Below are 18,051 nucleotides of genomic sequence, written 5' to 3' on the forward strand. Positions count from 1 at the left end.
GAAAGAGCGGGTGACGGGAATCGAACCCGCACCATCAGCTTGGAAGGCTGAGGCTCCGCTCTTTCTGTCCTGACGAGTTGTGAATTTTGCCTGCTCACAACAGGTTTGGTTGTTGCTGCGAACCTGTGCAACACCGTACCATTGACTACAGTAATTGGCTACACCTGGAAACGCCAAATCGAGAAGGTGTTCGTCCTCGATCCGTCCAGGCTGGTCACGCTGTCAGAATACCGATGGAGGCAGCCGCAATTGACATCCCCATCCAAGAAGTCGTTCCGCACACCGGGCAAAAAGCGCAAGCGCCAGTACGGCGAGGGCGCGCTCTATCAGAGGGCGGACGGCATGTGGGTAGGCGTCGCGCCGCTGCCGCCCGGGATGGATGGCAGCCGCGCCCGCACCCGGCCGGTGTACTCCAAGGACAAGTCCGAAGCGATGCGCAAGCTCGACGAGCTCAAGGAGGACCTCCGCAATGGCGTCCCGCAGGCGCCGGCGGCGAAGGTCCGTGTCGACGACCGGATGCGCCGCTGGGCGGAGAAGAAGAAGGACGGCTGGGGCCCGAACCACTACAAGAACGTGCTCGCCACGATCAACCAGCAAGTCGCCCCGTCCATCGGTGGAGCGGACATGAAACAGCTCACCACCGAGCACATCGACTACCTGATCTCGTGGATGAAGGAACAGACCAAGACGGTCAAGGGCACCGAGTCCGAGGAGCCGCGGTGGTCCAGTCGCACGAGACAGATCGCCTACGACCGGGTGCGTGACTGGCTCGACGATGAGCTCAAGGAGAGGCCCAAGCTGATCCGTGAGAACGTCGCGAAACTCGTCGAACGCCCGAAGGCTGTCAGCGAGGAACGCGGCACGCACACCGCCGAGCAGGCGCAGTCGGTACTCACCGCGGCGCTCGAGGGTGGCGACCCGCTGGTGACGCTGTGGGCCGCCCGCTACGTCACGGCGCTGCGCCAGGGCGAGCTGCTCGGCATGCAAGAGGATCGGATCGACTGGGAAAACCTGACCTGGGACATCTCCTGGCAGCTGCAGCAACTCCCGCTGAAGCCGGGGATGAAGAACTCTGAGGCCCCGGACCGCTTCGACGCGCCGGACACCTACGAGTTGATCCCGGTGTACAAGAATCTCGCCCTGGTGAAGCCGAAGACCAAGAAGCCCCGCATTCAACCGATCCCGCCAGAGCTGGCGATCATGCTCCGGATGTACGTGGACAACCGGATCCCGAATCCGTGGGGGCTGCTGTGGGTCACCGACCAGTTCCGGCCGATCCGCCGCGAGTATGAGAACGCGGCCTGGAGCGACGCTCAGGCCCGCGCCGAAGTGCCGGCCATTCAAGGCCACGGCACCCGGCATACCGCCAACTCGTTGATCCCGGTCGACGAAACACACCGCATGAAGTTCCTCGGCCAGTCGACCGCGGCAGCGAACCGGCTGTACCTGCACGAAGATCTGGAGAAGCTGCGTACCGGACAGAATGCCCTCGCCGGGATGCTGCTGCCGGAGAAGATCGTCCCCGCTGGGCAGAGGGCCGCCGCCGGGCAGTAGTGCACACTCGGGCCGCTACTGATGCCACGGCCGTCGGCGGTCTAGCTCGCCGTTGACCTGCCCGACCTCGGCTGGGGTGATGTGCCGCAACCGGATCCGCAGGGTCGGCATGTCTACCCAGAGCTGTTCGGCGAGCGCGTATGGGTCATCGGGTGCTACCCACATCAGGGCTTCGGTGAGCGCGGGCAACGTGATCAGTCGCCGGGCGGTGAGCTCTCTGACTGTTTGCTCTTCGCGGGCCGCGAATCTTGTGCCGCGCGGAGCGAGTCCACGTTCGAGGTGGATGATTTCGTGGGTGAGGGTGCATCGTCGCGCGGCCTGACCGAGTCTTCGGTCGATGAGGATCTTCCCGCTGGGCGTGATCGCACCACGTCTTTTGCCTTTCAGCTTCTTTGTGTAGATCACGGGTATGTGCGGGTAGTGGCGGTGGAGGTGTCGCCACGGGTCCCAGTGATGGTTATCCGTTGGTAAAGCGTTCCCCATGGCTGGAGTGGAACACATGTTCGAGTGAGGTTGCTAGGGTTTCGCGCGGCTGGGTCTATGACCGATCGTGCCAACTTCTCTGGGGAGGGCGAGCGAGGTCTCGCGATCAATACACTCCGGACTTATGTCCAGGCATGAAAATATCTCGGCGGAGCCCAAACTCGCGAACGCAGGGGCCCTGGTACGCGGTCAGAATGTACCGTTATCGACCCATGCGGCGACGCTGACGATCGAGGTGAGTGGAGCCCGCATGGACATCGTGGCGTTCCAGCTCACCTCCACGCGAAAGGTGCGCTCAGACAGCGACTTCGTGTTTTTCAACCAGCCGCAATCCCCGGAAGGTGCCATCTCCTTGACTGGCGCCGGCAAACTTTCTATCAACCTGACGACGGTCCCGAGCGTTATCGACCACATCGCGATCGGGCTCGCCGCTGAGGCTCCACTTGGTGGCATCCCCCTGGTCACGACGATTACCGATGACACCGGGACGACGATTACCGCCCCAGCTCAAGGGCTGACAACAGAGCAGGCCGCCGTCCTTGTCGAGCTGTATCGACGCGGGGGACAGTGGAAGGTTCGTAGCGAGTCGGCGGGATGGGATGCAGGGTTCGCGGGCCTTGTGCGCGAGTTTGGCGTCACCGTCGATGAGGAGCCGGACTCGCCTGCTGCCAATGCTGTAACGGCTGCGCCTGCTCCAGTTCTCGGCGCTGCCCCGAAGATCCGCGTAGTCGCCGGCGAGGGAAAGCTCTCACTGGAGAAGCGCCGCGTGCTCAACCTTCGGAAGGAGGCGGTGCACCGAGCTCTCCTCACAAAAGGCGCTGCCGGATGTGATGCCCGGGTGATTCTGGTGCTCGACAAGACGATGTCAATGGCACAGCTCTACCAAGACGGCACCGTCAAGCGCGTCATTGAACGCATGATCCCGATCGCTACCCAGCTCGATAGTGACGGCAACCTTGAAACTTACCTGTACGGCCAACATTATGTGAAGCTCCCCGATGTCACCGTTGCCAACGCTGACCAGTGGATCGACACCTTCGTCCATTTGCATGGCACCCATGGCCACCCGATGTGCTCACCGATCAACTATGACAAGCAGATCGGCGGATTCAATCAGGAACTGCCGATCATGTCGGCCATCCTCGATGGTCTGCGCAACCTGCAGCCTGTGCTTGTGTTGTTCTTCACCGATGGTGGCTTCCATTCCAAGGTGCCTCAGATCCGCAAGCTCATCTCCACAGCCGCCAGCCGCCCAGTGTTCTGGCAGTTCATTGGGTTGGGAGACAACAATTTTGGGATACTGACGCAACTTGACACTATGCAGGGTCGCATCGTTGACAACGCCGGATTCTTCCGGGTCGTCGACATCGACTCCACCACCGACACTGAACTGTATGACGCGCTGATTGGGGAATTCCCGGACTGGATGCGCGCGGCAACTGCTCACCGCATCATCGATCCTCGTTACACCGCACCAACTAATCACTTGCCGCGATGAGCAGCCCGGGCCCGTTGGGGGTCCCATCACCAACCCTCGTAATCAACTGGACCTTCATCGATGGCCAGTAGCCTTTGTCCGCCTAACGCCCCTCGAAGTCGTCATCGTCCTGCTTGTCCTCGTCGCCATCGTCGGGTTCGAACGCCGCCAGTGCGTTGTCCTCGTCGTCATCGTCGTCATCGACCCAGATCGGCTGGCCCTTCTCGTCGAAGGACATATCGCGGCCTGTCGCGCGCTGGCGACCCCTGATGTACCGCGGCGGCGCGTCGAGGCCGCGGCGCACGGCCTGGTCCTCGGCGCCGTCCTCGGGTGCGGACGCGCGGTTTGTTTGACCGCCGCGATTCCCAGCTACTGGAGGCACGTCGTAGTCACCCAGGGCGGCCGGCATGTCGGAGTCGAGATCGTCTAATGCATTGGATGTGCGCACGTTCTTCTGCATGATCCTCGGAAGCGGTGGCTCCAGAAGTGTAGTTGTGCGATCCGCCTCCTTTAGCGCGATCATCAGTTCCTCATACTTATCGAAGAATGACATCACCAACTCGCTGCGGAGCCCACCCAAAATTCCGGAACCAACCAGAAGTTGAAATCCCATCTCTGCCCAGCTTCTCGGCAACGCAGGATGCACTCCCGCTTTCAATGCCTGCTGTGCAACCTTCCAGCTCGCTGTGACGCCGTACGCCACTTCCACCGCAGCCGCTGCGACTTCGAGGGGGTGTTCCGTCTCGAGCATAAATTCGGACATTTCCCGGCGTTGATTAGCCAGGTATTCCGCAATTTCTTCCACTTCCGCCTGTTCCGTTGGGGTCAGGGGCGAAGCCGGATGGCCATCCAGTACGTTCTGGGCGCTACCAGGGTTCCAACGCAACGCAGCGTCCAACTTGCGGAGGGTCAATGGGCTGATGGCCGTCGCTGTGTGGTTCTCGATGCCAGTCAGTGTGGTATCTGAGGGGCCGCCAGCCTGCGCAACATCCTGTTGTGTCATTTGAAGCTCTGTGCGGCGCCTGAGGACCTCTACGCCCAGCCGACCGATCGCTTCGCTTGTCGGCCCCGGTTGAATCGGATGGTCAGTGGTCTGTTCCGCGGAATCGGCGGGCTTATTCTGCTGGAGGTAATGGCTCAACCACTGACGATTGAATTCTTCGGGGTCTTGCCGCCACCGTTGAATGCTCCCTGGAGTCAGTGACAGGGCGACTTCGATCTTGTGGCGCGTCGTGTCCTGCGGCCACCGCTCGCCGGCCTCAAGACTGCGGATCGTCTTCACGTCGACCCCCGCCACTCGCGCGAGTGATGTCGGGCTCATGTTCCGCAGGACACGGCATCTCGCCACATGCTGGCCCACGAGCCGTAAGGTCGCTGATTCGTCGGTCGCCATGGCTCTATCTTGGAGGGAATTACCGGGAACATCAAGTTCTTGGGCGAATTGGGTTGATCTGCACGTATGCACCAGAACCTATAGCTAACTGTTCCCGTTCCGGGGCCGCTTGAACCTGATGGCCAAGTTGACCGGCAGGGTTGGGTTGAGACTTCCCTGCTGTTCCCTTACGATCTTGCAATGTGGCAACAGAGCAGATACCAAGACGGGGAAGGAATTTCGCTCGAAGTCCCTTCCTGGAAGCGGATTGGGAACGGGTAGGCGAGACGCTTCGAACGATCCGAGAGCTTCGAGGTTTCAAGCCAGAACAGCTGGCGGCGCTGATGGGGATCTCACGCCCCTATCTCGCCAACATCGAAGCTGGTCGGAAGCGGTTAACGGACATCAACCTTGCTCGAGCGGCCGATGCCCTTGCCATTCCCCAGATCGCAATCATGCGGCCCGTCATAGCCGCGGTACCCATGAGCAGCAGCGCTCGTTCCTCCCGCCAAGAAGTCCCGAGCGCTGCCGCTTCAACAACCCCAGCCCTTGAGGAGGCCGGAGCCCGTGCACTCTAGCACCCCACCTACCAGCGAGAACAAGCATTCGCTTGATCTGACCGCCTCGTCGGCCCGCACCCAGCGCGATACGCTCGCGGGCCGCACCGAGGTCCTCGACAAGGTGGGCGCGCTCCGCACCTTGTCCGACGACATGCACGCCATGACCGAACAGGTAGCCACCTACTACGAGGTCGACCGCGAGACCATCCTCACGGTGGTCAAACGGAATCGCGATGAACTCGACAGCGACGGCTACCGGATCGTGACACGGACTGTATTCGGGGAGACGTTCAACTTGAACGTCTCAAACCTCGATCCGCGCGCCCGCCAGATCGCCCTGTTCCCCCGCCGGGCCATCCTGCGGATCGGAATGCTGTTGCGTGACAGTGAGGTCGCGAAGCGGGTCCGGGACATGCTGCTCGATGTCGAGGCCGAAACGCGTCCGGCTGAGCTCTCCGAGGATGAGATCATCCGCAACGCGGTGTCCATCCTGGACCGCCGGATTGTGGCACTCGCGGCGAAGAACAAAGAGCTCGAGCTGAAGGTCGAGGTCGACGCTCCGAAGGTGGCGAAGGCTGAGGCGCACTCCGGTTCGTCAACCTCGATTCATCGCCAGGACTTTGCCCGTGAGGTGCAGACCTGGGGCAAGAAGGTGCACAGCATCTGGATCCTGCAGGCCCATGTGATGGCATTCCTTGCCCACAAGGGCGTGACGATCCAGGGTGACCGCTCTGACACCGGCCAAGCGACCGCCACGGCGATCCGAAATGGGTGGGCAGAGAACGTCAAGCGCACCGACAAGAAGTCGGGCCACACCTCGTTTACCGCCTACTTGACCCCCAAGGGTCAGGACATCGCGTGGAAGTGGATCACCAAGCACATCGACGCCAACGGCACCCTGGAACTCCCGAAGGACTCCGGCACCCAGGAGCTGGAGGTGGCCTGGTGAATCCTGTCGATCAGCTCTCGGCTGTTGCTTCCCGTGGCCGGCGGATGCCGGAGGTGTTGAAGGATCCTGAGTCCGAACAGGTTTTCGTCACCGACCCGACCTCGACCCCGTGCCCGAAGTGCGGACGGGTCACTGGCGAGGGTGAGCCGATCACCAAGATGTTCGGCACCTGGTGGCACTTGTCGTGCGCCGAGGAGTACCTGAAGACCACTGGCGTCGACGAGGCGTGGCGGGTGCTGGGCACTCAGCTCGCGGCGCACCCGCGAGGGTTCAACGTCACGCAGACTCGCGCGATCGTGCAGAACCTGCTGCGCATGGCAGGGGGCACGGAAGATGTACGCACGGGACTGCGGGATGGCCGGTCGTGACCGTCGAGGAAATCGCCACGCTCCGTGTGATGCGCGAGGTTCGGCTGGAGATGCGTCGTCAGCGGAAGTGGACGGCCGAGCTGGCTGAAGTGCTCGGGGTGTCCCAGCGGGCCGTTCAGCGGAAGTTCACTGGCGAGACTCCAGTGCTGGTGCCTGAGCTGATCGCAACCGCGCATTGGCTCAGCATCGATTGCAGCGTGCTCGTCGAGCGGGCGGGGGAGTAGCGATGAGTGATCAACTGCAGCCCGTCGAAGCTGCCGTCGTCGCGCAGCCGATCGCGTTCGATCTCAAGGGCGCGGTCCAGTACTCCGGCCTGTCGAAGTGGCGGCTGGAAGAGCTTGCGCGCCAAGAGCGGATCGTCGTTCTGAAAGAGGGCGTCAAGAACCTGTTCTTGCGCGACAGCATCGACCGCTACATCCGCTCACTGCCTGCCCGGTAACAGCGTCGGCGCGAATCAGCGCCCACCCAATCCATTTCACCCGAACGTCCCGCCGAGTCGTGCGCCTCGGCGGGAGCGGGGACCCATCGTACGAGGGGAATTCTATCCATGGCCAATCAGGCCCACTCTGACCGTGCCGCCGAAGAGCGCGCACCTTACGTTCCTGATGCCCGTACGGCTGGTGGCATGCGGTCCGCTTGCGATCTCATCGAGGCAATCCACAGCCTGGATGTGCACACCGCCGAGGCGATCGTCAACAACTGCGACGCGCCGCCCACCATCTTCGCGTTCGCAGGGATGGTGCTGTCTCTGGCTGAGCAGGACGGCCACTCGGTGCCCGACATGCTGGCCACGCTGCGCGCGCAGATTCCGGCCGAAGGCGGTGCGCGATGAGCCTTCGAGGCATCGCAGACCAGCTGGAATCGGAATTGGCGACCTCCGCAGCGGGCGCGCTGAAGCACTGGCCCGACCTCAAGGACTTCTCCGCTCGGAACGCTTTCGAGGTCGGCTACCTGCGCAGCTCGATTGAGCACGCCGTGAAGGAACTGCGCACTCTCGCTGACCAGGCCGAAGGCGGTGCGCTGTGATCATCCTCGGCCACATCATCCAGATCGGTTACAGCGCTGTCCTGTTGTGGATCGGCGCGAGCATCTGCGCCTATAACTGGTGCACTCGACGCAGCGAAGGCGACCCGCAAGATGAAGGTCTCCTTCCCGACGGCCGCCCGCCGGCCTCGACCGTTGGGCGGTGGCGTGATGTGGCGTGATTTCGCGGCGTGCGCCGGTACCCCCACAGAGGCGTTCTTCCCTCCCGGCCGCAGTAACGGCAAGCGCCGACAGGCGTTGGTGCGGACCGCGATTCAGCTGTGCGAGGGATGCCTGGTGCGCCGCCGCTGTGCGCAGGCCGCGTTCGACAACGGCGAGCACTACGGCATCTTCGGCGGCGTCGATCTCGGCGACGGCGTCAACTACGAGACGGTGCGCCGTCGGCGCAAGATCCTGCGCCACATCGCCCAGGGGGCAGCGTGACCGCGGTCGAGCTCGGCGACAACGAGCGGATCGCACGCCAGTGCCGCCGCTGTGGTGGCTGGCTCGTGTCCGCGGAATCGATCCAGTCCGGACTGGGCCCGGTGTGCGCACGCCATGAGCGTGAGGACGCCCGCAGGGCCGCCAGCGAAATTCCTTTGTTCGAGTTGGAGGTGACTCGATGAATTCCCCTGATCTGCCTGCCGATCTGACGCCGGACGAGGCCCGCACCTACGTGGTGACGGTGCTCGACGCGGTGCGCAAGGCCGAGCAGACCAACGCGCTGCACAAGGTGATGTACATGGGCCTGGGCCGCCGCTACGGCCTGTCGTTCGCGGAGATCGCCGAGTGCCTCGGCATGTCGGAATCCGGTGTGCGGCGGGCGATCCAGCGGGCCGAGGCGACGCCCGGCGGTGAGGGACTGGTGGCGTAGATGCGCATCCGTTCGATCAAGCCGGAGTTCTGGCGGTCCGACGATATCGACGTACTGGACTGGCATCACCGGCTGGTGTTCATCGGCCTGTGGTCGTACGTGGACGACAACGGCGTCGGCCTCGACAAGCTCGCCTCGATTTGCGCCGACCTGTTCGCGAGCGACATGGAACGAGACCCTAACGAGACTCTCGCGAGAGTCTCCACGGCCCTGAATTCGTTCGTCGAGCGAGGCTTGATTCAGCGCTACTCGGTGGACGGCAAGGCGTTCCTGTTCATCACTGGCTGGCCGAAGCATCAGCGAGTGGTGAACCCGAACAAGCCGCGCTATCCGGTCCCTACCAGCGAGAATGCTGTCATTCGCGAGGCTGTAGCAGCACCCTCGCGAGAATCTAATGAGACTCTCGCGCCTGGAACAGGGGAACAGGGGAACAGGGGAACTCTTACTTCTAACGAAGTAAGAGGGGGGACGCGCAAGCGCGCCACCCGCCTCCCCGAAGGCTGGATGCCCGACGAGGACACGAAAGCGTGGGCCCGGCAAGAGCATCCGAATGTCAACCTGCACCAGGCGCACGAGAAGTTCGTCAACTACTGGCTGTCCAAGTCCGGCAAGGACGCCACGAAGGTCGACTGGAACCGCACCTGGCGGAACTGGATCATCCGCGAAGCCGAGCACGCACCGCGCAAGGGTCAGGCCGCCTCCGGTGACCGCGATCAGAAGATCGCCGACCTCGAGCGTTTCAAGACCAACCCCAATCCCGCGATCTTGAACGCTTTCGGCGGTCCGCCCAAGACCGGAGTCCCATCCAGTCCCGTGCGCCCCGCCAGAGCGCTTCCAGGCGGCAACCAGGCGGTGTCCAGTTCGCCTGCCGCATACCAACCTCCACTTTTGGGAGAAGTTTCGTGACCCCGAACCTGCCCACCGCCCCGAACGCGCAGGGGCTCACCAACGACGAGCTCGTCACTGTCCTGCAGGTCATCACCGCCTACGACAACCGCAGCGTCGACAGCGCCACCATCGCCGCCTGGGGTGAGGCGGCGCGCCGCAAGCGCTGGACCTTCGCCGAGGCCATCGACGCGGTCCACGAGTACTTCAGCGACAACACCGCCCGGCTGATGCCCGGCCACATCACGCAGATCATCCGCCGCGACCGCGGCAAGAACTGGCAGGAGTGACATGACCACCGACGCCCACACCCCGTACGACCCGACCGCCGAGCGTGCCCTGATCGGTACCGCGCTGCTCGCGCCGGAACGCTGCCGCAACGAGTTCCTGTCGGTCCAGCCTGACGACTGGTTCAACCCCGAGGCCCGCCACATCGCGATCGTGATCGCCGAGATGATGACTGCCGGCCACCCGGTCGACCAGAACACCGTGCTGGTCGAGGCGCAGAACCGCGGCCTGGTCCCGGCGCGGATCAAGCCGCGGACCCTGCTCGACTGCGGCGACGCGGCAGGCCTGCCCGAGTCGGCCGAGGTGCACGCCGAACGGATCCGCGCCCTGTCGGCGGCCCGCAAGCTGTCCCAGGTCGGGATGCGGCTCGCGCAACGCATGGAGACCGCCTGGACCTCCGGTACCGACCCGGCCGACATCGCGGCCGCGATCAGCGAGACCCGCCGCGCCTGCGACGACGCCGAGCGCATCGCCACCGCGGTGACCGAACCGCCAACGCTGATGGGCGATTTCCTGTCGGTCACCGACCGCCACGATTGGCTGGTGCCAGGCCTGCTCGAGCGCATGGACCGTATCGTGCTCACCGGTGCCGAGGGCGGCGGCAAGTCCGTGCTGTGCACCCAGATGGCGACCACCCTCGCCGCCGGACTGCACCCGTTCACCGGAAACGTCCTCGGCTCCGGCCGCCACGACATCCGCGTCCTGGTCGTCGACTGCGAGAACTCACCAGCCCAGTCACGCCGCCGCTACCAGTGGATCACCAGCATGGTCGACCAGCGCCGCCGCAATCACGGACTCACCGCGATGGACTGGAACGACACCATGGCCATCGAAGTCCGGCCCGCCGGAATCGACCTGCTCACCGGCCCCGACACCGCATGGCTGGAACGGGTTGTCACCGACTTCGCGCCCGACCTGCTCGTCCTGGGCCCGCTCTACAAGCTGCATCACGAGAACCCGAACGACGAGAAACCCGCCCGCGAAATCGCGTGGGTCCTCGACGGATTGCGCGAGCGTCACGGCTTCGCACTGCTGTCAGAAGCCCACGCGGGCAAAGGGCAGGCCAGCGACGGCACCCGGTCCATGGCCCCGATCGGATCGAGCGTGTGGATGCGCTGGCCCGAGTTCGGATTCGGGCTGCGCCGCTCGGCGAACGACACCAGCAAGGGCCGCGCCGAACTCGTCGACGTCGTGTCCTGGCGCGGATCCCGCGAGGAACGGCTGTGGCCGTCGAGCCTGCAGCACTCCCACATCCTGCCGTGGCTGCCCGCAGACCCCGCCTACTTCGAGCAGCTGCACGCCGCCAACCGCGCCGCTGCCTGATCCCAACCGGAAGCCATCGACATGCCACGAGATCACACCGACCTGTTACGCAAGCTGTGGGCCCGCAAGGACTTCCGCGCCCTGCCGCGCAGCGCTCAAGCCCTCTACGTCCAAATGCTCACCGACACCATGCTCACCGCCGCCGGCGTGCTGCCGCTCATGGTCGACAAGTGGGCCGCCGCCTGCGACGACACCACCATCGCCGATATCCAGGCCGACCTGAAAGCGCTCATCGACACCGGATTCGTGATCGTCGACGCCGAGACCTTCGAAGTGCTGCTGCGCTGGTACCTCGACCTGGCCGGACTCACACGCCACCCCAACCACCTCAAGGGCGCCCTGCGCGCCGCAGAGACGGTCGAAAGCTCGCTGCTGCGCAAGGCATTGGCGATCGACGTGCTCGCCCTCGGCCTGACCGGCGAGGCCAAGGCGTTCGCCGAGGCCTTCGCCGAGCGGCTCATCGGATCGGGATCCCATCCGGATCCCATCCCGATGCCATCCGAATCCGTACCCACCCCGATCCCGAAGGAGGCCGACCATGCCTGAGCACCTCCACACCGTGACCATCACCGGCGACCGAGACTTTCCGCGCATCGAATTCCGTTGCAGCGGCGATGAATCTGCGGCCTGCCACATCTATTCGCGCTGCACATGCGTTTTTTACGATCCCGACCACCGGCCACCCGCCACGCAGCATGCGGATTGCTGGATGGCCTTGTGGTTCGACAGCGACGGGACAGAGCCGTCGAGCTGGTCCGCCACCGTGAACAGCCTCGAGCCCGGCATGAGTGGACCGATCGAGGCCAACCTCGCTCCCGGCCTGTTCGGCTCGGTCCTCGAATGGCAGTTCGTCACCGCCGAGGAGACCGCCAATGCCTGACCGGATCCATCCTGACGCCCCGCGCGTCGTGCTGTACAGCAAGCCGAGCTGCGGCCAGTGCATCACGACCGCGAAAGCGCTTGAGAATCGCGGCATCCCGTTCATGAAGCTGGACATCACGACCGACAACAACGCGGCCGCCCGGGTCCGCGCCCTCGGCTACCAGTCCCTGCCCGTCATCGTCGCGGGCGACATGCACTGGTCCGGGTTCCAGCTGACCAAGATCGACCAGCTCGCCGCCGCGCTGCAGTCCTGGACTCCCAGCGCACCTGTGGAGGAGGCCGACCATGCCTGATAACCGCATCGAATTCCCCGACGACCGCCGCCGGTTTCTCGCCGAGACCGCCGACCACGTCATGACCGTCGAGCATGACGACGGCCTGTACCGGCACCTGCGATTCCAGAAGCCCGGCACCGGGTTCTACCACTTCAACCTCGTGACCTGGCCCGGACATCTGGCGATCACCGGCGATGTCGACAGCTTCACGTTCAGCCGCGTCCCGGACATGTTCGAGTTCTTCGGCGGCAACGTCGAGCGGATCAATCCGAGCTACTGGGCCGAGAAGCTGGTCGCCAAGTCCGACGTGCTGGTTCATTCGCCAGAGCAGTTCGTCGAGCGGGTTGTCTCGGACTTTTGGGAGCGCCGACACGGCTTCGACGACACCGCTGAGATCTTCCGGATGCTGCGATCGGAGGTCCTCGAAGATCGTTATTACGCCGACTCCGCGCACGCTGCGCTGCTGCGCTTCCAGTACGTCACCAGCCGCGGCCGGGCGTTCCACTTCAACGACACCTGGGAATGGGACTTCAACGAGTACTCCGGCCAGTTCCTGTGGGCGCTGCACGCGATCACCTGGGGCATCGGCCAGTACCAGGCGTCGAAAGTGCCGGCGGTGGCCCATGCCTGACCGAGACATCTGCCAGATCGCGTTGGGCAACGGCCAGTCCGGTGAGCCGTGGGATCCGCCGGACTGCTTGTGCCCCGACTGCCGCAATGACGCCGACGACATGGCGCTCGCCGATGAGGAGATGAATCCCGATGCCTATGCCTGACCGAGACCTCTTCGCCGAAGGGCGGCGGCTTTTTTCGTACGTAACCCCGGGGCCATGGGTTGGCACCGCACCGCGCGGATCGTTTCCGGCTGACTACTGGTCGATCGGGACCACTGAGGATGGCCTGCTCGAACGATTCACTGCCGACGTGTTGGACGGCACCGAATCCGACGTCGCGGCCGTGGTGTGGCTGCTGAACAACGCCCGTGCGGTGTTCGCCCGCAACGCCGAGCTGGAGAACGCTCTCGCCGAGAAGCGTGCGCAGCTGGCGGAAATGGACCGCGAACACGCCCGCATCGCCGAGCTGGAGCAGCGGGATGGATACGTCGTCCTCTGCGGCGATTTCGACTACGAGGACGTGCAACTGGTCGGCGAGAGGGTGTTCGCCGACCTCGAATTCGCCCTCGATGCCGCTGACGGAGCGGGCGGCACCGTGTACGAGCTGCGGGAGGTGAAAGACCGTGGCTGACACCGCTGCCCGCATCGAACGGATCCTGCTCGAGGGCGTGGTGGGATCCACCGCCTACGGCCTGGCCACCGAGCACAGCGACACCGACTACACCGGCATCTACGTCCAGCCCACCGCGGACCTGCTGGGCCTGCACCCGCCCTCCCGCGAACGCGCAACCCGCGTCAGCCGCGCCGTCGGCATCGACTCCTGCCGCCACGAGATCGGCAAGGCCATGCACCTGATGCTCTCGTGCAACCCGACCGCCTCGGAAATCCTGTGGCTCGATACCTGGACCAACACCACCGACCACGGCCGCGAACTGGCACACCTGCGCAGCTGCTTCCTGTCCGCGCCCCGAGTGCGAAGCGCCTACTTCGGTTACGCGACAAGCCAATTCACGCGGCTGATCGACCGCGGCCGATTCGCTGGCAGCCTCGAGACCCGCCGCGAGAAGCACGCGCGGCACCTGATGCGGCTGCTGTGGCAGGGCTACCAGGTGTACACCACCGGGCACCTGCCCATCCGCGTCGAGGATCCCGACCGCTTCCACGAGTTCGGCCGGCAGGTCGCCGCAGACCCCGAATCCGACGCGGCCCGCGCACTGCTGATCGAGTACGAGCACAAGTTCGACACCGCCCGCACGGTGCTGCCCGACCAGCCCGACGAAGCCCCGCTCGAGGACCTGCTGCAACGCGTGCGCCGCGCCTACCTCCAGGAGAACCGCTGTGCCTGACCCGATCGCGTACACCACGATCCACCGAGACGATCTCATCGAGCAGCGGAACCAGGACCGCGCCCGCATCACCGAGCTGGAGCAGCAGGCCAGCCATCGCATCATCGAGACCGCCTCGGAACTCGACGCGCTGCCTCTTGGGTCGGTGGTGCTGGACTTCTACGCGGCCGGGTGCACTCGAGTGCACCCTGACCGAGACTTCGGCTGGGTCCGTGCGACATCGGCAGTCAAGGAACGGCATCACTTCCATCGGCCATACCTGCCCGCCATCGTCCTGTGGCAGCCGGAGGTGGACCATGGCTGATCGTCTCGTGGACATGGTCGGCCCGGTCGTGGCTGGCATGTGGGGATCCGTCGGCTGGCGTGCCATCGGGGAATCGATCCGTACCGAACTCGATGCCCAGGAGGTGAGCGACCGGTGAGCAGCGGTCAGAAGCCACGCTGGCGCGCCTACTTCCCGCGCATGAAGCATCGCGGCCGTGGCCGTCGACGACCTGGCCGCATCATCCTCTGGCAGGACGGGAAAGCCGTGTGGCCCAACCCGTTCCATCCCAAGCGGGGGCGGCCGCCGGCCACCATCACCATGCGCAGTAACAGCCCCGGCGAGGGAAGCGTCGCCCTCGCGCTCGATCCCCGTCGCGGCCCGTACTGGCGCGACATCCAACCACAGGAGGCAGACAATGCGTGATCACCTCGACGAGGCAGCCGAGCTTCTCGCCCGCGACCTCGCGCAATACATCCACGCGGGAATGCCGACCTGGGAAGGGCTTTCGAACACGCGCCGCGAGACATACCTCTCCCGTGGTCGTACGGCCGCCGCTGCCGTTGCCGACAAGCTGACCCCGTCGAGCGAGGCCTTGGCCGAGGCGTACATGGCGGGCTACGTCGACGCCGTGATCTGTGGCTACGCCGAGGCTGCCGCCGTAATCAACCCAGCGTTGCTCGTCGACCCCATCGAGACCGCCGTTGGCGTCGCCGAGGTCCTGGCCGAGCTACGCGACGATCCGGGCGCGATCGAGCGGGCCCGCGCCCGCCTCGCCGAAATCGCCGCCGCCACACCGATGAACTGACCGAGGAGAGACAGTGATGGACACCTTCATCGAGCCCCACCGGCTACCGCTGCTGCAGCGGCTGCTGCGTGGAATCCCCGCCCTCGCCGCCGATCTCCGCCACACCCGCACTAAACAGGCCCGCCTCGGCTCGATGGGCGGGTCACAGACCCAGAAACGCATCGGGCAGCCGCTCCCGTACCACGTGGACGCCGCCAAGATCGCCGACAAGCTCCACGCCGAGCTCGTCGGCTGGGTACGGCTGGTGTGTGAACAGCGGGCCATCGCCTACCAGGGGCCCACGGGCACAGGCGGTCTCGCGTTGTGGCTAGAACGGCACATCTACTCGCTGGCGTGCACCGAGGGCGCGGACGACTGCTACCCGAACCTGCGTGCCATCGCCGACGCGGCCGAAGCGATCGTGTGCCCGCCGGCCTTCGACATCGTGGTCGACTCCGAGCGCGTCGACCGGGCCCGGCGGTGGCAGCTGAACGCCGCCGGAATCGCCACCGTGGCACGAGAACTCGGCGAGGAATACCGGCAGCTCACCCGGCGCCGCGTGTTCGTGCTCAAGGACGCGGGAGAGATCGCACCGCTGCCCGGGCCCTGGCAACCCGGGTACCCGGTGCTGTTCCTGCTCGGCGACGTGCTCGACGCACACCTGCGCGTGCCGATCCGGGCGCGACATGCAAAAGCGAGCTGAGAGGATCGAGAGCGTGAACATCGAGGCATTCATCGAGGCCCGACTCGTCGAACGCGAGGCCGCCGCGAACGAGGCAATCGAGCTCGAAAAGTACTTCACACCAGGCGAGTTCACCGTCGAATACCAGTGGGCCCGATTCACGCGGCGGAGCGCCGAGGGCGGCGTGTCGTCGATGTTCATGCCCGCCGCGGCGGGCCCGCGCGAGGTGCTGCGCGAGTGCGCAGCCTGGCGTGCGCTCATCCGCTCGACGGCCCGGCGGATCGCCCAAGGTTGGGGACATCACGACACCGAGGACATGATCGAGGCCGACCTCGCCCCGATCGCCGCCATCTGGGCCGAGCATAAGGACTACCGGCCCGAGTGGGCCGCACTGGGAGGATTGGAAGCATGAGCGACTACATCACCGACAACCGGCAGATCGACGACCGCGCAACTGCCGCCCTCTCTGCAGAGGCTGGCCTGGACTGGGATCAAGCTCAGCGCATGACCGAAATTCTCAGGCGGGTAGGAGTTTTACGGTCTGCCATAGACGTTCGGGCCGTCCGGGTGACGGAGAAGCTCGACGTCGAGCCATACGTCGAACTCGATTTCGAGAATGGGCGCAAACTGGCGGGCAGTCTGTGCCGCGATATTCCGCCAGTTCTGGGATGGTCCAACCCGCTCCTGTCCGATGTTGGAGGATCAAACCCGTGAGCAAACCGTACGAATACCAAGGGCCCGCGCTGGAGCCCGGCGACAGTGTCGGCTGGGTCGATCGCGACGGCGTCCTCCATGTGGAGATCCTCGACGAGGACGGGCGGCCCCAGGGCACGGCTGACCCGTTCCCCGCGCTCGCCCAAAGGATCGAGACAATCGTCGGTATGAGTGAGCTTTGGGACTGGAGCAAACCCGCGCGGACCTACGAGGTGCAGCCGGACGGGCGCGTGATGCTGCGTGTGATCCTGACCCGCGGCGACCAGGCCAAGGCCGTCACGCCCTGGCACACCGGCCGCGAGCCGATGGACCTCGACGCGGCCGAGATCGCCCGCGACTGCGATATACCGCTGTCGGAGGTGGCCGGCCGCGAGTTCACCGCGACCGGCGACCGGACCGGCCTGCGCGACTTCCAGCTGGTCAACGACCCGCGCCAATAGCGCGCTGCGCCGTGGTCGACCTGATTCGGACCGCATGGTTTCACTTTTGGCGGAGTATTTTACCAAATGGCACCGACACGCTGCCTTTACACAAATTGACTTCTCCGCCAGGCTCGGCGACACTGGGAGTCGCCAATGGGCGTTGTGGGATGGATCTGGTGTCGCAACTGGGATCTACCCCCTGAGAAGGCCGGTCACGCTGGACGCGTGACCGGCCTCTTTCGTTTCAGACACCGGCGGGCGCGCCGTGGATCGATGATATGCATCACAGTCGTAGATCACCGAACAGGCCATTCGCCCGTGCATCACCTGGTCTGAATTACACCGCTGTGAGCCGCAACATGTCGTGTAGTGCGGTTCTTGCCTGCACAAGGTGTAGTGTCTTCACCGCGACACCAGAAAACTGCCGGCCGAACTCACACATCGACCGCCACAACCGAAAGGGACACCCTCCCATTGTCTGCGAATTCCCTCCGCGATGCGCGCCAGCGCGCCGTCGCGTAATCGAGGACTAGACGCGCGCGGGCGTACCGCACTCCATGCATTTCGGTGTACCGCAGTATGCCTTTATCTGGCCATCGGGCCGGAGAGTCACCGCACCCGCGTCTTGGTCCAGGCCCGCGGTCCTCCCGTCGAGACTGAACCACTGGCTGCCACAAGGGCAGGTCAGTGAATCGTGCTCATCAGCAGACGCTCGGCGTCGGCTGCTCAAATCAACAACTGAGGAGTTTGTCATGGCGTCACGCCATAACCCGCTTGGTCCCAATGGGAGCTGGAAGACCGGCCAGCGTGTGCCTTCGTCGGGTACCTACGTCGACCAGCACGGCGTCCCTTCCTACCATCAGGCACACGACACCTTCCCGCCCTGCGTCGGGCGGAAGGGTGCCGTGGCG

General features: G+C 64.7%; 33 protein-coding genes. 31 read left to right on the plus strand and 2 right to left on the minus strand.

Going from position 1 to position 18,051, the window contains the following annotated elements; translation table 11 throughout:
• The first annotated feature begins 249 nt into the window (after positions 1-249).
• The gene (locus ACFXN1_RS40730) at positions 250-1,554 is read left to right on the plus strand and encodes a tyrosine-type recombinase/integrase (protein WP_379436401.1); all 1,305 of its coding nucleotides are present in this window, start codon (positions 250-252) and stop codon (positions 1,552-1,554) included.
• Positions 1,555-1,569: 15 nt separating this feature from the next.
• On the opposite strand, the gene ACFXN1_RS40735 is transcribed toward ACFXN1_RS40730, so the two are convergent.
• Positions 1,570-1,959: a hypothetical protein gene (locus ACFXN1_RS40735; protein ID WP_379436288.1), complete on the minus strand. Its 390-nt coding sequence runs from the start codon at positions 1,957-1,959 to the stop codon at positions 1,570-1,572.
• 202 nt (positions 1,960-2,161) lie between these two features.
• Here ACFXN1_RS40735 and ACFXN1_RS40740 point away from each other — a divergent pair, with 202 nt between their 5' ends.
• The gene (locus ACFXN1_RS40740; RefSeq protein WP_379436289.1) at positions 2,162-3,535 is read left to right on the plus strand and encodes a VWA domain-containing protein; all 1,374 of its coding nucleotides are present in this window, start codon (positions 2,162-2,164) and stop codon (positions 3,533-3,535) included.
• Between the two features lie 82 nt (positions 3,536-3,617).
• On the opposite strand, the gene ACFXN1_RS40745 is transcribed toward ACFXN1_RS40740, so the two are convergent.
• Complete coding sequence (locus ACFXN1_RS40745) at positions 3,618-4,907, minus strand: helix-turn-helix domain-containing protein (protein ID WP_379436291.1); 1,290 nt, start codon at positions 4,905-4,907, stop codon at positions 3,618-3,620.
• Between the two features lie 182 nt (positions 4,908-5,089).
• On the opposite strand from ACFXN1_RS40745, the gene ACFXN1_RS40750 reads away from it, so the two are divergent.
• The 29 genes from ACFXN1_RS40750 to ACFXN1_RS40890 all read left to right on the plus strand — a co-directional run bounded on the left by ACFXN1_RS40750 (position 5,090) and on the right by ACFXN1_RS40890 (position 17,158).
• Entirely contained in the window at positions 5,090-5,464 is a 375-nt protein-coding gene (locus ACFXN1_RS40750) for a helix-turn-helix domain-containing protein (protein WP_379436292.1), read from the plus strand.
• Positions 5,454-6,395: a phage antirepressor KilAC domain-containing protein gene (locus ACFXN1_RS40755; RefSeq protein WP_379436294.1), complete on the plus strand. Its 942-nt coding sequence runs from the start codon at positions 5,454-5,456 to the stop codon at positions 6,393-6,395. The genes ACFXN1_RS40750 and ACFXN1_RS40755 overlap by 11 nt, the downstream gene beginning before the upstream one ends.
• Positions 6,392-6,763 carry a hypothetical protein gene (locus tag ACFXN1_RS40760; RefSeq protein WP_379436296.1) on the plus strand — a complete coding sequence of 124 codons (372 nt, stop codon included), beginning with the start codon at positions 6,392-6,394 and terminating at the stop codon, positions 6,761-6,763. Before ACFXN1_RS40755 ends, ACFXN1_RS40760 begins: the two co-directional genes overlap by 4 nt.
• Positions 6,760-6,987, plus strand: coding sequence for a hypothetical protein (locus tag ACFXN1_RS40765; RefSeq protein ID WP_379436297.1), 228 nt, complete (start codon positions 6,760-6,762; stop codon positions 6,985-6,987). Before ACFXN1_RS40760 ends, ACFXN1_RS40765 begins: the two co-directional genes overlap by 4 nt.
• A gap of 2 nt (positions 6,988-6,989) precedes the next feature.
• Positions 6,990-7,202 (plus strand): hypothetical protein, encoded by a 213-nt coding sequence (locus tag ACFXN1_RS40770; RefSeq protein ID WP_379436299.1) that lies wholly within the window; start codon positions 6,990-6,992, stop codon positions 7,200-7,202.
• 108 nt (positions 7,203-7,310) lie between these two features.
• Positions 7,311-7,595, plus strand: a complete 285-nt coding sequence (locus ACFXN1_RS40775; RefSeq protein ID WP_379436300.1) for a hypothetical protein — start codon at positions 7,311-7,313, stop codon at positions 7,593-7,595.
• On the plus strand, positions 7,592-7,789 hold the full coding sequence (locus ACFXN1_RS40780; protein ID WP_379436302.1) for a hypothetical protein: 198 nt from the start codon (positions 7,592-7,594) through the stop codon (positions 7,787-7,789). Before ACFXN1_RS40775 ends, ACFXN1_RS40780 begins: the two co-directional genes overlap by 4 nt.
• Positions 7,786-7,968: a hypothetical protein gene (locus tag ACFXN1_RS40785; protein WP_379436303.1), complete on the plus strand. Its 183-nt coding sequence runs from the start codon at positions 7,786-7,788 to the stop codon at positions 7,966-7,968. Before ACFXN1_RS40780 ends, ACFXN1_RS40785 begins: the two co-directional genes overlap by 4 nt.
• Entirely contained in the window at positions 7,958-8,230 is a 273-nt protein-coding gene (locus ACFXN1_RS40790) for a WhiB family transcriptional regulator (RefSeq protein ID WP_379436304.1), read from the plus strand. The genes ACFXN1_RS40785 and ACFXN1_RS40790 overlap by 11 nt, the downstream gene beginning before the upstream one ends.
• Positions 8,227-8,412: a DUF6011 domain-containing protein gene (locus ACFXN1_RS40795; RefSeq protein ID WP_379436306.1), complete on the plus strand. Its 186-nt coding sequence runs from the start codon at positions 8,227-8,229 to the stop codon at positions 8,410-8,412. Before ACFXN1_RS40790 ends, ACFXN1_RS40795 begins: the two co-directional genes overlap by 4 nt.
• Positions 8,409-8,660 (plus strand): sigma factor-like helix-turn-helix DNA-binding protein, encoded by a 252-nt coding sequence (locus ACFXN1_RS40800; RefSeq protein WP_379436307.1) that lies wholly within the window; start codon positions 8,409-8,411, stop codon positions 8,658-8,660. The genes ACFXN1_RS40795 and ACFXN1_RS40800 overlap by 4 nt, the downstream gene beginning before the upstream one ends.
• Positions 8,661-9,566 (plus strand): hypothetical protein, encoded by a 906-nt coding sequence (locus ACFXN1_RS40805; RefSeq protein WP_379436309.1) that lies wholly within the window; start codon positions 8,661-8,663, stop codon positions 9,564-9,566. It abuts the gene before it with no gap.
• Positions 9,563-9,835 carry a hypothetical protein gene (locus ACFXN1_RS40810; RefSeq protein ID WP_379436310.1) on the plus strand — a complete coding sequence of 91 codons (273 nt, stop codon included), beginning with the start codon at positions 9,563-9,565 and terminating at the stop codon, positions 9,833-9,835. Before ACFXN1_RS40805 ends, ACFXN1_RS40810 begins: the two co-directional genes overlap by 4 nt.
• Before the next feature lies 1 nt (position 9,836).
• Positions 9,837-11,156, plus strand: coding sequence for an AAA family ATPase (locus ACFXN1_RS40815; RefSeq protein ID WP_379436312.1), 1,320 nt, complete (start codon positions 9,837-9,839; stop codon positions 11,154-11,156).
• 21 nt (positions 11,157-11,177) lie between these two features.
• Positions 11,178-11,702, plus strand: a complete 525-nt coding sequence (locus tag ACFXN1_RS40820) for a hypothetical protein (RefSeq protein WP_379436313.1) — start codon at positions 11,178-11,180, stop codon at positions 11,700-11,702.
• 13 nt (positions 11,703-11,715) lie between these two features.
• Positions 11,716-12,036 (plus strand): hypothetical protein, encoded by a 321-nt coding sequence (locus ACFXN1_RS40825; RefSeq protein ID WP_379436315.1) that lies wholly within the window; start codon positions 11,716-11,718, stop codon positions 12,034-12,036.
• Entirely contained in the window at positions 12,029-12,331 is a 303-nt protein-coding gene (locus tag ACFXN1_RS40830) for a glutaredoxin family protein (protein ID WP_379436316.1), read from the plus strand. Before ACFXN1_RS40825 ends, ACFXN1_RS40830 begins: the two co-directional genes overlap by 8 nt.
• A complete protein-coding gene (locus ACFXN1_RS40835) occupies positions 12,324-12,944 on the plus strand; it encodes a hypothetical protein (protein WP_379436318.1) in 621 nt (206 codons plus the stop codon). Before ACFXN1_RS40830 ends, ACFXN1_RS40835 begins: the two co-directional genes overlap by 8 nt.
• Positions 12,937-13,089, plus strand: a complete 153-nt coding sequence (locus tag ACFXN1_RS40840; RefSeq protein WP_379436319.1) for a hypothetical protein — start codon at positions 12,937-12,939, stop codon at positions 13,087-13,089. The genes ACFXN1_RS40835 and ACFXN1_RS40840 overlap by 8 nt, the downstream gene beginning before the upstream one ends.
• 148 nt (positions 13,090-13,237) lie before the next feature.
• Entirely contained in the window at positions 13,238-13,558 is a 321-nt protein-coding gene (locus tag ACFXN1_RS40845) for a hypothetical protein (RefSeq protein ID WP_379436321.1), read from the plus strand.
• Positions 13,551-14,273 (plus strand): DNA polymerase beta superfamily protein, encoded by a 723-nt coding sequence (locus ACFXN1_RS40850; RefSeq protein ID WP_379436322.1) that lies wholly within the window; start codon positions 13,551-13,553, stop codon positions 14,271-14,273. Before ACFXN1_RS40845 ends, ACFXN1_RS40850 begins: the two co-directional genes overlap by 8 nt.
• A complete protein-coding gene (locus ACFXN1_RS40855) occupies positions 14,266-14,577 on the plus strand; it encodes a hypothetical protein (protein WP_379436324.1) in 312 nt (103 codons plus the stop codon). Before ACFXN1_RS40850 ends, ACFXN1_RS40855 begins: the two co-directional genes overlap by 8 nt.
• Complete coding sequence (locus tag ACFXN1_RS40860; RefSeq protein ID WP_379436326.1) at positions 14,570-14,695, plus strand: hypothetical protein; 126 nt, start codon at positions 14,570-14,572, stop codon at positions 14,693-14,695. Before ACFXN1_RS40855 ends, ACFXN1_RS40860 begins: the two co-directional genes overlap by 8 nt.
• Entirely contained in the window at positions 14,692-14,961 is a 270-nt protein-coding gene (locus tag ACFXN1_RS40865; protein ID WP_379436327.1) for a hypothetical protein, read from the plus strand. The genes ACFXN1_RS40860 and ACFXN1_RS40865 overlap by 4 nt, the downstream gene beginning before the upstream one ends.
• Positions 14,954-15,343, plus strand: a complete 390-nt coding sequence (locus tag ACFXN1_RS40870; RefSeq protein ID WP_379436328.1) for a hypothetical protein — start codon at positions 14,954-14,956, stop codon at positions 15,341-15,343. The genes ACFXN1_RS40865 and ACFXN1_RS40870 overlap by 8 nt, the downstream gene beginning before the upstream one ends.
• A gap of 16 nt (positions 15,344-15,359) precedes the next feature.
• Entirely contained in the window at positions 15,360-16,025 is a 666-nt protein-coding gene (locus ACFXN1_RS40875) for a hypothetical protein (RefSeq protein ID WP_379436329.1), read from the plus strand.
• Between the two features lie 13 nt (positions 16,026-16,038).
• Complete coding sequence (locus ACFXN1_RS40880) at positions 16,039-16,416, plus strand: DUF6221 family protein (RefSeq protein WP_379436331.1); 378 nt, start codon at positions 16,039-16,041, stop codon at positions 16,414-16,416.
• Positions 16,413-16,718 (plus strand): hypothetical protein, encoded by a 306-nt coding sequence (locus tag ACFXN1_RS40885; RefSeq protein WP_379436332.1) that lies wholly within the window; start codon positions 16,413-16,415, stop codon positions 16,716-16,718. Before ACFXN1_RS40880 ends, ACFXN1_RS40885 begins: the two co-directional genes overlap by 4 nt.
• The gene (locus ACFXN1_RS40890) at positions 16,715-17,158 is read left to right on the plus strand and encodes a hypothetical protein (protein ID WP_379436334.1); all 444 of its coding nucleotides are present in this window, start codon (positions 16,715-16,717) and stop codon (positions 17,156-17,158) included. Before ACFXN1_RS40885 ends, ACFXN1_RS40890 begins: the two co-directional genes overlap by 4 nt.
• Positions 17,159-18,051: the final 893 nt, after the last annotated feature.

Origin of the sequence: Nocardia sp. NPDC059154, from assembly GCF_042755705.1 — a bacterium.
Taxonomy (GTDB): domain Bacteria; phylum Actinomycetota; class Actinomycetes; order Mycobacteriales; family Mycobacteriaceae; genus Nocardia.

Excerpts from the sequence above, each read along its gene's own strand:
- ACFXN1_RS40740 (WP_379436289.1), top strand. The coding sequence starts at position 2,162 with ATGTCCAGGCATGAAAATATCTCGGCGGAGCCCAAACTCGCGAACGCA.
- ACFXN1_RS40745 (WP_379436291.1), bottom strand. The coding sequence starts at position 4,907 with ATGGCGACCGACGAATCAGCGACCTTACGGCTCGTGGGCCAGCATGTG.
- ACFXN1_RS40770 (WP_379436299.1), top strand. The coding sequence starts at position 6,990 with ATGAGTGATCAACTGCAGCCCGTCGAAGCTGCCGTCGTCGCGCAGCCG.
- ACFXN1_RS40775 (WP_379436300.1), top strand. The coding sequence starts at position 7,311 with ATGGCCAATCAGGCCCACTCTGACCGTGCCGCCGAAGAGCGCGCACCT.
- ACFXN1_RS40780 (WP_379436302.1), top strand. The coding sequence starts at position 7,592 with ATGAGCCTTCGAGGCATCGCAGACCAGCTGGAATCGGAATTGGCGACC.
- ACFXN1_RS40790 (WP_379436304.1), top strand. The coding sequence starts at position 7,958 with ATGTGGCGTGATTTCGCGGCGTGCGCCGGTACCCCCACAGAGGCGTTC.
- ACFXN1_RS40800 (WP_379436307.1), top strand. The coding sequence starts at position 8,409 with ATGAATTCCCCTGATCTGCCTGCCGATCTGACGCCGGACGAGGCCCGC.
- ACFXN1_RS40805 (WP_379436309.1), top strand. The coding sequence starts at position 8,661 with ATGCGCATCCGTTCGATCAAGCCGGAGTTCTGGCGGTCCGACGATATC.
- ACFXN1_RS40815 (WP_379436312.1), top strand. The coding sequence starts at position 9,837 with ATGACCACCGACGCCCACACCCCGTACGACCCGACCGCCGAGCGTGCC.
- ACFXN1_RS40820 (WP_379436313.1), top strand. The coding sequence starts at position 11,178 with ATGCCACGAGATCACACCGACCTGTTACGCAAGCTGTGGGCCCGCAAG.
- ACFXN1_RS40830 (WP_379436316.1), top strand. The coding sequence starts at position 12,029 with ATGCCTGACCGGATCCATCCTGACGCCCCGCGCGTCGTGCTGTACAGC.
- ACFXN1_RS40835 (WP_379436318.1), top strand. The coding sequence starts at position 12,324 with ATGCCTGATAACCGCATCGAATTCCCCGACGACCGCCGCCGGTTTCTC.
- ACFXN1_RS40840 (WP_379436319.1), top strand. The coding sequence starts at position 12,937 with ATGCCTGACCGAGACATCTGCCAGATCGCGTTGGGCAACGGCCAGTCC.
- ACFXN1_RS40860 (WP_379436326.1), top strand. The coding sequence starts at position 14,570 with ATGGCTGATCGTCTCGTGGACATGGTCGGCCCGGTCGTGGCTGGCATG.
- ACFXN1_RS40870 (WP_379436328.1), top strand. The coding sequence starts at position 14,954 with ATGCGTGATCACCTCGACGAGGCAGCCGAGCTTCTCGCCCGCGACCTC.
- ACFXN1_RS40875 (WP_379436329.1), top strand. The coding sequence starts at position 15,360 with ATGGACACCTTCATCGAGCCCCACCGGCTACCGCTGCTGCAGCGGCTG.
- ACFXN1_RS40885 (WP_379436332.1), top strand. The coding sequence starts at position 16,413 with ATGAGCGACTACATCACCGACAACCGGCAGATCGACGACCGCGCAACT.